Below are 11,967 nucleotides of genomic sequence, written 5' to 3'. Positions count from 1 at the left end.
TCCGATCTGGTACCCGCTCCGCGGGTACCCTGCCGCTGGCGCGGCAGGCAGCGACGCGCCTCCGCTGCGCTCCGGCGGAATTGCGCGCAAGCGCGCAATTTGAATTCCGCAAGCGGAATTCAAAAGCGAATCAATTCCGCGCAAGCGCGGAATTGGTGAATCCCCGCAAGCGGGAATTCACGGCAGCAAGGAAGGTGGCGACGAGAGGGTGCCGGCCCCCCTCACGCGCGGCCGTGATGAACTGTGTAGAGACTGCAACTCTCCTTCGCGCCCGTAGAACTGACAGACCGTCAGTGCGCGTTGCCCAGGGGCCGGCCCCCGCAGAGACGGGACTCCGCTGCGCTCCGTCCTACACCCACCGACGCCACCTGACGAGCCATCACACACCCCCTCGAATCACCGAACCAACCCCGCCAGACTACACCACCACACCCCCATTCGGAAGCAGAACACGCCACCCGAAAGGAACGCCAACCGATCCTGTCAAGCCTGATGTATCACTGTGATGCACTGTGTAGACTCAGCCATACCGCTGCACCCCCCTACCCCAGTCCCATCGGAGCGGCACGCGCGCCCCGGAGCCGGGAATGCGGAGCCCCGTGGATAATCCCAGAACCGCACCCAATAATTCGGCGGAATTCCCGGAAAGCGAAACCGGGAAAGGAGAAACAGGAAATGGCCTTAAAGCTGCGGGACCACCAGAAAGAAGCCGTCGACGCGATCATCCGGGGACTCGACATCCCGCCCGGGAAACGCGTCCCCGCGAACGGATTGCGGGCACAGGTCCACGCGGCGTGCGGCACGGGCAAGACCGTCATCGGCGCTACCGCGGCGAAGCGGCTCGTACCCAACGGACGGGTGCTGATCCTCGTCCCCACCCTCGACCTGCTCACCCAGACCGTCCGCGCGTGGCAACAGGCCGGCCACGTGGGGCCGTCCGTCGCCGTGAGCTTGGGTGTCCACCCCTCCAGTGGGGTGAGATGCGCCAGGGCTGGGGCTGCGGGGGTTGGACTGCAGGATGCGCGCCCATTTCAGATATAGGGCGAGGGACAAAGAACCGCAGGTCAGAGGCCTAGTAGCGCAGCTGTTGTGTACCCCCAGGAGGGACAGATCGTCTTCGTTGTGTCCCTCCTGGGGGTACACAACGCGCTCCAAATGTCAGCAGGACCGACAGGAAGAGGTGCGAAACGTCGGCGTGGCTGACATTCCGAGCGCGCATGTGCGGCGTGGGCGGCGAGTTGGTCGAGGGGGGAGTTCTGTCCCCCCTGAGGGGACACAAGACACGCGGAACGTCAGCGAGACCGACGTTTTTGTCGGTCTCGCTGACATACTGCTGCCTCCGCGACGGTTGGGTGTTGAGCGCTGAGAAGGGGTGCCAGTGGTCTCCGAGCCTGAGGGCAGCGCGAGGGCCGGGGTTCCGCGGCCGCAGCTGCCGGTCGACGACGCGCTCCAGGCATGGAGCCGGCCTGTGGCGCCGGTGAAGGACCTGGATGACGTCGCTCGGCGCTATCCCGGCCGGAGCCTCTCGTTGGGCCCTGAGCGGCAGTCGGTGGAGTTCTACGGCACGCCGGACCGGCCCAACGCGTTCGCGATGGACAGTCTGGAGTTCCTGTTCATCTGCGCGCAGTACTTCCGCGAGGCGCTGCCGCTGCGGATGATCTTCCTGCTGATCTCGTGCCAGCGCGCCGGTGGCCGGATCCCTCTGACCCAGGAGGAGATGGCGTATGTCCTGGACGTGTCGCGGTCGAAGGTCGCCGACGTCATCAAGGAGATCGCCGAGCACGGCATCGTGTTCAAGGTGAAGCGCGGCGTCTACCAGTTCAATCCGCCGTACTCCTACCGGGCGGCGGAGTTCATCCCGGGCACCGAGACCGCTGGCAGGAAGCCGGAGTACATTCGCGTCGAGCAGTACGACGCGATCACCGAGATCCGCGAGAACAAGACGCTGCCGGAGCGGGTGCGTTACCCGTCGCTCGCGCACATGCGCGTCGCCATCGAGGAGCGGCGCCAGGAGCGCGCCGAGCAACGCGCCGCGCGCCGCCAGGCCCGCGCCGCCCAGCAGGAGGAAGGGACACTGTCGTGAGCACACTGCGCTTCGCCGCGGTCAACGCCGACGGCCTCCTGGCCGACCTGGACCTCCCGCCGGCCGCGTACCGGGCCCTGCTCAAGCTGCGCTCGATGAGCGAGGCCGGCGGCCTCATCACCATCGACCAGGCCAGCATCGGCGCCCTGCTGGGACTGAGCCGGTCCAGCGCCAACGCCGCGCTGCGCACCCTGGAACTGGCCCGCCTGGTAACCAAGTTGCGTAACGGCGTCTACCAGATCAATGCCATGGTGGCCGGGCACAACTCGCCCCAGGACGCCGTAGCGGCCGTCAACGCCATGCCCGCGGCCGACCGCTTGGACGCGCCCGACTTCGTGGCGAACTACCACCGCGCGGTCGCCCTCTACCAGGACCAGCTCGCCGAGCAGCGCAAGAAGCGCGCCACTCAGGCCGCGGCGAAGAAGGCCGCCGACGCCAAACGCCGCAGCACCCTCCGCGCTGTCGTCAGCTGAGCACACCGCCGAAGAAGCACATGGCACCTGCGGCCGCATTCTGTACGAGTTAATCTCCCTACCGGACGCGGTTGGTGTGCAGACATCGGTCGGCCTCCTTTGCCATCGTGAGCCGCACTGATCCGACGCGTTACGAAACTCGCCAGATGAAGGGGCAAGTTTCAGGAGGCGCGCTGACCTGGGCGAACGCGCGAAGAGGCAGATCTGGCACAGGAGTTGACCATCCTGTATGCTGCTTTCAGAGCGGGATACGTGTGCCCAGACGCCACGGTCCTCTTACCCCCGAATCTCGGGGGTTTCTTCGTTTCAGGCCTCCGCAGGTTTCCTGCGGAGGCCTTTCGCGTTTCTGGAGGGGTGTTCATCATGGTGGACATGTCGGCGGGCGTCGCCCTGGTTGTCGCGTGGATGTCTGTTGTCCTGGTCTTGGCAGGCTTGGTTGGCTTTGTGACGTGGCACGCAGTGGGGAAGGCCCATCCTTCGGACATTCCGGCTGTGCTGTCCGAGGTGCGGGGCCTGGTGGCTGTCCTGACGATGCTGCTCCCCCGTCCCGGGCCCTCAGCTGCCAGCGGGATCGAGGGAGCTTCGGCAGGACCGTCATCGCCGCAGGTGATCCCGGGGGAGCTGGCCACCGGCGAGGAGCACCGCCCCGCGATCCGCGGAGGGCAACAATGAAGCGGCACCGACAGCATCGAGACCCTACTCCGCAACGAGCACTCGACGTGAGTGACCAGTTCGCAGCGGCGATGGGGAGCCTCTCCGACAGGGATGCGTCCGTCTTCTATCAAGTACTCATCGACAAAAAGACACTGGATGAGGTCGGCCGCATCTTCGGCATCTCCCGGCAGCGCGTGGCTCAGGTGCTGCGCGCGGCGGCCAAGCGGATGGCCATCGCGGAGCGCTCCGGTTGGTTGCGCTCAGAAGACGGCGGCATCGATCTCGATTTCAGCGTTCGTAAGTTCTTCAAGGAGGTCGAACGGGAGAACGCTGAGTGGGAGGCTGAGCTCGCTCGGATCTATCAGGAGGGGTACGTCCCAGGGCGCTGCTCTCACTGCAAGGGACGCTTGACAGCGATCAAGGAATCAAGGGTCGGGCGACCTGCCCAGTACTGCAGCGGGCGCTGTCGGCAAGCTGCATACCGGGTGCGCAAGGCCGCTCGGACGCCCGAGGCCTCGAACTCCCCTGGCACCATTGAAGAGTGACCGGCCGATGTCGAAGGCAACGGTCTCATTGCAGTGGTGGTCCGGGCAGCCTGGACTGCGGCACTGGTCCTTCCGGATGCTGGCTGGCTCCTCGGCACCGTTGGTGGGCTTGCCACCTACGGTGCCACCAGCGAAGCACGGCCCGTGCCGGAAGCAGATGATTTCGCGTATCTCCACCGTGTGGAGACTGAACTCGACTCACGCGGTTCAGTTCACGCGATGGAAGCGATCGAGCCGAGGGTGACGTTTGGGTGACGTCGGCACCGTCACCCAAGCCCGCCGTGACCTGCGGTTTCCCGATGAGAATCTGGAGACCACCTACCGCTTGGAGCTCTGTTTCGCTGGCGAGCGGTCAGCCGAGCCAGGAGACGTCCAGGACGTTGATCCGCTGGCGTATCCGGTTCACCCAGAACACGACGACCAGCGGGCCGACGGAGGCCATGCGCGTGTCTTCGCCGTCGGGGTCGGTGGGGTCCCACTGGGCCACCCTCAGGGGGCGCGGGAGGCGATGCCGAGGACGTCGCGGGTCATCTCCTGTGCCTGCGGCGGGAGTTCGGCGAGGACCTTGACGGCGTGCTGGGAGAGAAAGGCTGGCCATGCCTGGTCGGTCTCCGGCGGGCGCCGATGACGGACTCGAGGGTGACGGCGTTGGCGTCGTCCAGGCCGTGGTCGACGAACGCGTCGACGGCGGGCGCAGTGTCCAGGCGGCCCTGCCAGGTGCGGACAACCTCGTGCAGCGGGGTCAGGTCGAAGGTCTGGCGGGAATCCTCCAGTGCCTTGGCCCAGTCGCGGACGAACGCCGGTTCCCAGCGGAGCGCGCGGTGGTCGACGCGGATGCAGGCGAGCAGCTGCGCGGCCGCGGCGGGAGCCGGGGGCGGGGCGGGCGTGTACTGGGGCTGTGCGCTCATCGGGTGCCTGCCTTCGGGGCGGCCACGGTAGCGACTGCGACAGTAGCTTGACCGCCCGTTGGTGGCTTGCTCAGCAGGTCTGGCTGTTGCTTAAGCACCATCTTGCAAACGGCTTGCTCAGCGACGCAGCTGCCTCGATCATCGCGGGATGGCCGCTTTGCGATCCCCCCGCCTCAATCAGGTTTTCGGCGCCGAACTGGCCGACCTGACGACTGCCAACGTCGAAGCCCTGGTGACTGGTGGAGTCACTGAGGCCTTCGACTTGGACTTCAAGGTCGCTTTGTACAGCGGCAACGACAAGGGCAAGCGGGACTTATGCGGTGATGTGGCCGCGCTGGCGAACGGCGCTGGCGGAGTGATCGTCATCGGCGTCGGCGAAGACGACCAAGCGCGTGCGTGCGCAGCACCTGGCGTCGCGCTGAGCGACGACGAGAACCGCAGAATCCGCCAGGTGGTTGCGGCAGGGGTCTCCCCGCTTCCACGGTTCGACATCGTCACCGTGCAGGGGTCGGCCCCGGAGCACGGCTTCGTGCTGATCGCCGTGCCGCCGAGCCCGAACGCACCGCATGGAGTGTCCGTCAACGACGGGTGGCGCTACCCGCGGCGTCACGACACGACGACGGTGTACCTGTCCGAGGCGCAGGTCGCTGCGGCGTACGCGGACCGCGCGGCAGGGCAACGCGCCCGTGCCGAGCGGGCGGCAGGCTTGCAGGAATCCCTAGTCGCGACCATGAACGCGGCCGAGATGCCGTATGTGGTGCTGACGCTGATCCCGGACACCCCGGGCAGCTTCACGTTGGACACCCGCAGTTTCCGCGAGTTCCGCAACCAGGTCATCGGCAAGCGCCCCCGGATCATGCGAACGGATGTGGACTGGACGCGTACGCGGGTGCGTGCCGGACATCTGGCGGCGGATGCCAGCGACGACCGCATCGGGCCTGAGGGACAGTGGCTCGGATGTGAACTTGCAGCAGACGGCGCGGGAACGTTCGCCGCGCAGGTCGGCTTCTGCGACGACAGCGGCACCAGGGTCTCGGAGGAGTACCTGGCTGAAGGCATCATCAGCGGTTTGCGTTTCCTTGCTGGCCATGCACGAGACCGTGCGTCCACTGGTGGCAGCGCCACTATCCGCGCCGCCATCTGGCCAGTGTCCTCACAGTCTCCGGCACGGCTGGGACACGACCGCGGGTTCAAAAACCAGTACGGCCCAGCCGTAAGCACCGCTCCCACAGCCGAATCCCTAGCGAATCTGGACGACTTGGCTGCGGACGGGCCGGAGCTGGTGGTCGCCGCCCACGCGCTGATGACCGGCATTGTCCACGGCTTCGGCCAACCGGAGGCGCTACAGCTGACCCCCGACGGTCAGCTACGGTCGCGCTACTGGGGCGGGACGCATCTTCAGGCGATCACTCCGTGGGCCAATTCTGCCGGAGTCCAGTTGACCGAAGAAACCGTCGGTTAAAGGCATCAGAGGTTCTTCTGTGGTCGGGATACATGTCCACCTGATATCCGCCCCGGGCGCTTCCCGCTCAGAATGAAGCGTCGAAGAAATCGATATCGATCAACTCGACTTCGAGGCCTTGGGCGCGGTTTCCGCCGTCCTTGAAATACACCTCCTGGAGTCCTTCGGCAACGATACCGCGAAGTTCACGGTCGCTCGCACCCGCGTCCTGTGCGTTGAGCAGTCGCGCGGCGTAGTCGGGCGGCAGGTGCTGGGTCAGCCGGCGCATCCGGGGGTCGTCGGTGGACCCGGCGGCGGACGCGTACCCGAATCGGGCGCGCAGCTCGATCGTGATGCCGCCGGACGCGGCGGCCTGACGGCGGGCGCGCTTGCGCACTCGCGGCTGCCAGGCCTTGCGGACCTCGCGTTCTAGGGCGTCCAGGAGCGGCTTGCGGGGGCGTTTGCGGGTCCCTGCGAGGTAGCGCTCGACCGTACGTCGGGAGACGCCCAGGCGGGCCGCCACGGCCCGTGTGGAGCCCTTCTCTGCCTTCATGAGCAGCCGGAACCGGGCGGCCGCCGTCTTGGGCGGTTCGCGGGTGACCTGCTCGTATCCGGCGCGGTCCAGGGCGTCGTCGATCTCCCCCACGGCCCTACTCTCCTTCGTCCAGGACGGCGTCGCCGCCCTTGATGTGGCGGGCGGGGTTCAGGCCCTGCTCCATCTGGTCGATGGCGGTGAGCAGCGGCTGGACGCCCTCCAGCTTGGCCAGGCCCGGCGTAGCGCCCAGGCGGAAGCTGCCGGGCACCACGTGGCCGGCGCCGAGGGCGTGGTCGGCGTCGGTGAGCGGCAGGAACCCGAGCGGGTCGGCGGTGGGGCTGGCGTAGACGGCGCAGTCCGAGAGCACCGCGAGGGGGTAGTGGCCGGTCAGCCGGGCGGTCGTGGCCATCTTGCGGTGCATGTTGACCCGGGCCTTGGAGATCACCATGGCGCGGATGTCGGGCCGCCAGGTGGGGCGTTCCAGGGCTCCCCAGCGCTCGCCTTCGCGGTAGTGGCGGCCCTGGGGGCGCTCGCGGAGCTTGCCGATGCCGCCCTTGACCGTTGCCTTGATCGCCGAGAGCACCGCGGCCATGCCGGGGTCGACCTGCTTGTGGTGCTCCATCGCGTCCAGGAAGTCGCGTTCGTCGACGACGTCCTTGCTGTCCTTGGGGATCGGCACGCCGAGATCGGCCATGGTCGCCAGGTACGCGGTCTTGAGGCGGTCGTGCCACGGATCCAGATAGGCGCCGGTCTCCTCGCGGACGAACGCCTCCAACGGCCGTACGCGGGCGCCCAGTTCCTCGGCGTAGGCGACGGTGGGCGTGGCGTACCAGGCCGGGCCGTCGGGGCGCTTGCCGGTGGGGGTGAACGGGCTGGGCAGGCGCGGGTCGATCTCGATGCCGGACAGATCGACCAGCCAGCAGCCCGGGACCTTCTTGTCGAAGGCCGGCGCCACGCGGTGGACCGGCGCGCCCAGGCCGACGTTCATCCGGGACGCGGCGGCGAGGAACGCGGTGTTGATGTCGATGCCGACCGCGAACTCCAGCAGGCACTCGGCGTCCTCGAGGAGCGAGGGATCGCGCACCCACTGGTACGCCTCCTCGTCCAGGAAGCCGCGGTCCCAGCCCTGCGCGACGGGGTGCTCGGTGGGGGCCTCGGGCGGGGCCGGGTCGATCGGGCGGACGAGGGCGCCTTTGTTGGTCGCCTGCACCCATTCCTTCTCGCCGGTCTCGTCCCGGGCTGCGCGGGTGGGCGGCCGCAGCGAGGACATCAGCTCCAGGCCGCACACCGCGGTCGACCCGCGCGGGGTGAGCACGCGTTCGGCGTAGGTGCCCAGGATGCGGGCGACCTCGGGCGCGGCGAAGTCGCCGGCGTCGGACCAGGCGCGGGAGTCCAGGGCGTCCCAGGACAGGATCGCGAGCTGGACGCAGGTGCGCTGGTGGCCCTTGGCCGGGCGGTAGATCCGCGGCCAGGGGCCGAACCCGCGCTTGGTCAGCTGCCACTTCGCCTTGGCGATCTGCTTGACCACCGGATGGTCGTCCGGCAGCCGCAGGCCGCGCCGGGCCTCGGCGCCCTCCAGGCGGGCCGGGAGCCCGAGCCGCACGGCGGCGGCCTCGGTGAGGACGACCAGGGGGTCGGAGTCGCGGCCGTGGTGGTGCAGGCGCTCGGCGCCGATCCCGGCCTCCGACAGCGTCCACTCCACCAGCTCCGGCACGGTCGTGGCCGGGCAGGCCAGCATGACGCCGCCGACGCCGTGCGCGGTCCCGTCACCGTCCAGCACCAGCAGCGGGCCGTGCGGATACTTGCCGCCCGCGGCCGCCGTCCTGGCCGCCGTGGGGGTCTGAGCGGGGGCGGTCTTGCGGGCCGGGCGGCGCGACGTCGACGGCGGCCTGGTCGCGGTCGTGGTCGGCGTCGTCGTGGTGGTGGCCGCGGCGTCCTCGGCGTGCGCCGGGGAAGGTGTCGCGGGGGCCTGCGGGGCGGCCGCGAAAGTCGGCGGGATCTCGGGCGCGGGTTCCTCGACGGGCGGCGCGCCCGCGGCGAAGGTCGCTGCAACGGGATGGGCGTCCCCGGTCGGCGGCGCAGGGGCGGGGTAGAGCTCGGCGAGCTGCGAGAGCAGGCGGGCATAGGCGTCGCGCTCGGGCGGCTGAGGCTCGGTCTTGCCGGCCTCCCAACTGCTCATGGTCGCCCGCCGCACCCCCAGGGCCACGGCGACCTGCTCCAGCGTCAGACCGTGCGCCAGCCGCAGACGCTTGCGCTCGGCGGGCGGCGGCAGCGGGGACCGCGACGCGATCAGCGCGTCCACCGCGTTGAACAACTCGGACATCGAACACCTCCTATGCGCATCCTAGACCCTAGCGCGTACGGATGGCGTACATATCGCGTACGAAGCACGTGCATCACTCGTACGAATCGCGTACATTCCTCGGCGTGGACGTAGATCGCACGGGGATACGGACGCTGCGACCAGGCGCGTTACCCGCCGCCGAGGCGCAGGAGCTGCTGGCATCGCGGATCCTTCCGACGTCGGCAGCAGCCTCGACGCGCCAGCAGCCGGTGGTGGTGCTGGTCGCCGGCCAACCGGGCGCGGGCAAGACCGTGACTGCGGACCTGGTCCAGGCGGCGCTGGAGCGGCGCGGCCTGGTGGTGCGGGTGTGCAGCGACCTGTACAAGGCGGCCCACCCCTCCTATGCCGAGCTGTTGGCGGCGGATGTGCGGCTTGCCGGGATCGGGGTGCGCGGGGACGTACGTCGTCGGCAGGCCGAAGTCGAGGAACACGTGCGTGTTCACCGCTTGGACGCGGTGGTCGAAACAGGTCTGGCCGATGCCGACGAGGCGCGGGCCGCGTCGGCGGCCTACCGGGCGGCGGGGCACCGGGTCGAGCTGGTGGTGGTCGCGACTGCGCCGGCGGCGAGCGCGCAGGGCATCCTGGACCGCTACCTCGCCACGCACGCGGACGGCGGCGGCCGGTGGGTGTCGTGGGAGAACCACGACACCTGCGTGGCCGGGCTGCTGTCTACGCTCGCGGTGGTCGAGGACGAGCGCCTGGTCGACCGGGTCACCGTCGTACGCCGCGACCACACCGTGCTCTACACGAACCACCTGAGCCACGACGGTCGGTGGACCGGCACGGCTGGAGCGGCGGCGGCGGTCGACGCCGAGCACCGGCGGTGGTGGACAGCCCCGGAGACGGCGGCGTTCCGGCTGGGGCTGACGCTGTCGGACCGGCGGCTGCACCGCGAGGTCGTGGACGAGGACCGGCGCCTGGCCGTGCAGCGGGACGCCGAACGTGCGGCGGCGCTCGCCGAGCCGGTGCGCCGGACCGCGCAGGCCATCCGGGAGGCCCCTGGGGTGCACTACCACCGGCTCTCGCCCGCCGAGCACCGTTGGACGTTCGACGCGCTGATCCTGCCCGGCTACCTGGCCGACATCACCGCGCACGACCGCCCGGTGACCACCTACGTCATGGGCCAGCCCGGCGCCGGGAAGACCGACGCCGCCTACCTGGTGCGCCGCGCGGCGCGGCACCGCCGCCCGGTCGGCATCAACGGTGACAACTACAAGGCCATGCACCCCGACTACTGGAAGCTCCTCCTCGAGGAGCCACGCACCGCCGGCGCCAGGATCCGCGCGGACTACACCGCCTGGCAGCGCCAAGCCGAGGCGTACGTACGCGCGCACCGCGGCGACATGACCATCGAGATCTCCCCCGGCGACACCGAACACTTCCTCGCGTGCGCCCGCGCCGACTGCGCCGCCGGGCGCCGCATCGAACTGGTGGTCCTCGGCGTCCGCGCCGCCGACAGCCGCCAAGGCGCCGCCGCCCGGTACGTACGGCTCGCCCGCACCGGACCTGCACGGTTCACCACCGCCGCCGGCCACGACCGCTGCTTCACCGCGATCCCCCACGCGGTCGCGGCCGCCGAACAGGCCGGGCTGGTCGACGCGGTCACCGTGCTGCGCCGCGACCGCACCGCCGCCTACCGCAACGAACGCGGCCCGGACGGACGATGGCAGCACCCCCTCGGGGCGGTGCCCGCGCTGCTCGCGGAACAGCACCGCCCCTACACCGTGCCGGACGCGGCCCGGTTCCTCAGCGTGCAGAAGCACCTGACCGAGGCGCTGCCGCAGTACCGGTTCGAACTACGCGACATCACCCGACTCGCCTGGCCGCTGCTGCCCGTCGACCTACGTCCCGGGACGCTCGCCGGGCCGACCAGCCGCGCCGCGCTACCGGTCCGCACACGGGACGTGAGGGGGGGCTACGACGTGGGCAGGTCGTTCAGCCGCGCCTCGTAGTCCGCGGCGATCCGCGCCAGGTCATCCGGGTCGGCGTCCTCCAGATGGCGCTGGTCGGCCAGGCACGCCGCCAAGCCGTCCAACAGCTCCTGCAGCCGCGTCTGATCGGGGACCGCGGCGCGCTGCTCGTCGGCGAGTTGCGTGCGGTACCAGGCGATCACCCGCCCGACGGCGGCGTCCGCGTCCGCATGGCTGACGGGTTCTGCGGGTTCCTTGGGCACGGTGGGCCGCCTTGCGTGATGTCGGCTGGACTTGGCCAACGGATTCTCCGCAGCCAAGGGCCGGTTCGGCAATTCGCGTCCGTCATCGGTGGCTGCCTTGTCCGGCGCCAACATCGTCCCCACCGCAGCCGCCGATGACGGACCGAAGTCATCCGACCGGCCACCTCCCCATCACGGCTCCGAGAACGGTGAGGGTGAACACCACGGTCCCGGCGAACACCGCGCCGGCCTGGATGATGACGTCGGACCACCGCATGCGCTGGTGTCGCCGCAGCGCGGCGAAGACGACCGTGACCAGGACGGCGATGACGAACACGCCAAGCGAGACCGCGGCGATCTCGGCACCGTTGGCGCCGGAAGCGATCGACGAAGCAGTCCCGCCACGCACCGGGGTGCGTGGCGGGACGGTAGCGTCAGCCATAGCGGCTTGCTCCATACCCGAGTAGTCGCAGATGTGTTGTGAGGCCGCTCGGTGTCGTTGGTAGCGGTCCGAGCGGTCTCACAAACGCTACTGCGCGGGGCCGACCGAACTTTTCCAGCTATTCGGTTGACCGAGGTGGCTTTAGGCGGAGAAGCGGCAATTCTTCCCGCAATACCCCGGATCGCTTCGACCTCCAAGAAATCCCGGATGGTCCTCCATCGTGACGGCCTCACCGGTCCCGGACTCGCCTTCCACCGGTCCGGCACGCCTCCGACGGTGGACTCGCCCCGCTCCGGACAGTTGATGCTGCCGAAACGTACTTGAGCGGGACCGCAAGTAAGGTGCGCGTCGTCGACTTCGGCAGTTGTTCGCACCGGTCAGATGCCGATA

11 protein-coding genes and 1 pseudogene are annotated in these 11,967 nt (G+C 69.3%); 6 read left to right on the top strand and 6 right to left on the bottom strand.

What is annotated here, in order from left to right:
- Positions 1 to 675 precede the first annotated feature (675 nt).
- The 4 genes and pseudogenes from ACWD12_RS38250 to ACWD12_RS38235 form a co-directional block, all read left to right on the top strand.
- Positions 676 to 948 (top strand): annotated as a pseudogene (locus ACWD12_RS38250) (DEAD/DEAH box helicase); the annotation flags it as partial.
- Positions 949 to 1,378: 430 nt separating this feature from the next.
- Positions 1,379 to 2,083 (top strand): hypothetical protein, encoded by a 705-nt coding sequence (locus ACWD12_RS38245; RefSeq protein WP_450103492.1) that lies wholly within the window; start codon positions 1,379 to 1,381, stop codon positions 2,081 to 2,083.
- A complete protein-coding gene (locus ACWD12_RS38240; protein WP_450103491.1) occupies positions 2,080 to 2,556 on the top strand; it encodes a MarR family transcriptional regulator in 477 nt (158 codons plus the stop codon). The genes ACWD12_RS38245 and ACWD12_RS38240 overlap by 4 nt, the downstream gene beginning before the upstream one ends.
- A 719-nt stretch (positions 2,557 to 3,275) precedes the next feature.
- Positions 3,276 to 3,755: a sigma factor-like helix-turn-helix DNA-binding protein gene (locus tag ACWD12_RS38235; RefSeq protein ID WP_450103490.1), complete on the top strand. Its 480-nt coding sequence runs from the start codon at positions 3,276 to 3,278 to the stop codon at positions 3,753 to 3,755.
- Positions 3,756 to 4,107: 352 nt separating this feature from the next.
- Here ACWD12_RS38235 and ACWD12_RS38230 read toward each other — a convergent pair whose 3' ends face one another.
- Both ACWD12_RS38230 and ACWD12_RS38225 read right to left on the bottom strand, forming a co-directional pair.
- Positions 4,108 to 4,242 (bottom strand): hypothetical protein, encoded by a 135-nt coding sequence (locus ACWD12_RS38230; protein ID WP_450103489.1) that lies wholly within the window; start codon positions 4,240 to 4,242, stop codon positions 4,108 to 4,110.
- 40 nt (positions 4,243 to 4,282) lie between these two features.
- Positions 4,283 to 4,663 (bottom strand): DUF6247 family protein, encoded by a 381-nt coding sequence (locus tag ACWD12_RS38225; protein ID WP_450103488.1) that lies wholly within the window; start codon positions 4,661 to 4,663, stop codon positions 4,283 to 4,285.
- 148 nt (positions 4,664 to 4,811) lie between these two features.
- On the opposite strand from ACWD12_RS38225, the gene ACWD12_RS38220 reads away from it, so the two are divergent.
- On the top strand, positions 4,812 to 6,125 hold the full coding sequence (locus tag ACWD12_RS38220; protein ID WP_450103487.1) for an AlbA family DNA-binding domain-containing protein: 1,314 nt from the start codon (positions 4,812 to 4,814) through the stop codon (positions 6,123 to 6,125).
- A gap of 67 nt (positions 6,126 to 6,192) precedes the next feature.
- Here the strand turns inward: ACWD12_RS38220 and tpg are convergent, their stop codons facing one another.
- Both tpg and tap read right to left on the bottom strand, forming a co-directional pair.
- Positions 6,193 to 6,750: a telomere-protecting terminal protein Tpg gene (gene tpg / locus ACWD12_RS38215; protein ID WP_450103486.1), complete on the bottom strand. Its 558-nt coding sequence runs from the start codon at positions 6,748 to 6,750 to the stop codon at positions 6,193 to 6,195.
- Positions 6,751 to 6,754: 4 nt separating this feature from the next.
- Positions 6,755 to 8,962 (bottom strand): telomere-associated protein Tap, encoded by a 2,208-nt coding sequence (gene tap / locus ACWD12_RS38210; protein WP_450103485.1) that lies wholly within the window; start codon positions 8,960 to 8,962, stop codon positions 6,755 to 6,757.
- Between the two features lie 104 nt (positions 8,963 to 9,066).
- Here tap and ACWD12_RS38205 point away from each other — a divergent pair, with 104 nt between their 5' ends.
- Positions 9,067 to 10,935 carry a zeta toxin family protein gene (locus tag ACWD12_RS38205; protein WP_450103484.1) on the top strand — a complete coding sequence of 623 codons (1,869 nt, stop codon included), beginning with the start codon at positions 9,067 to 9,069 and terminating at the stop codon, positions 10,933 to 10,935.
- Here ACWD12_RS38205 and ACWD12_RS38200 read toward each other — a convergent pair.
- Complete coding sequence (locus ACWD12_RS38200) at positions 10,899 to 11,156, bottom strand: hypothetical protein (RefSeq protein WP_450103483.1); 258 nt, start codon at positions 11,154 to 11,156, stop codon at positions 10,899 to 10,901. The genes ACWD12_RS38205 and ACWD12_RS38200 overlap by 37 nt on opposite strands.
- A 148-nt stretch (positions 11,157 to 11,304) precedes the next feature.
- Entirely contained in the window at positions 11,305 to 11,577 is a 273-nt protein-coding gene (locus tag ACWD12_RS38195) for a hypothetical protein (RefSeq protein WP_450103482.1), read from the bottom strand.
- Between the last annotated feature and the right edge of the window lie 390 nt (positions 11,578 to 11,967).

This window comes from Streptodolium elevatio, assembly GCF_053592165.1.
The sequence above is the reverse complement of the archived record's forward strand: the minus strand, read 5'-3'. Positions and strand labels throughout refer to the sequence as shown.

Excerpts from the sequence above, each read along its gene's own strand:
- ACWD12_RS38225 (WP_450103488.1), bottom strand. The coding sequence starts at position 4,663 with ATGAGCGCACAGCCCCAGTACACGCCCGCCCCGCCCCCGGCTCCCGCC.
- ACWD12_RS38220 (WP_450103487.1), top strand. The coding sequence starts at position 4,812 with ATGGCCGCTTTGCGATCCCCCCGCCTCAATCAGGTTTTCGGCGCCGAA.
- tap (WP_450103485.1), bottom strand. The coding sequence starts at position 8,962 with ATGTCCGAGTTGTTCAACGCGGTGGACGCGCTGATCGCGTCGCGGTCC.
- ACWD12_RS38195 (WP_450103482.1), bottom strand. The coding sequence starts at position 11,577 with ATGGCTGACGCTACCGTCCCGCCACGCACCCCGGTGCGTGGCGGGACT.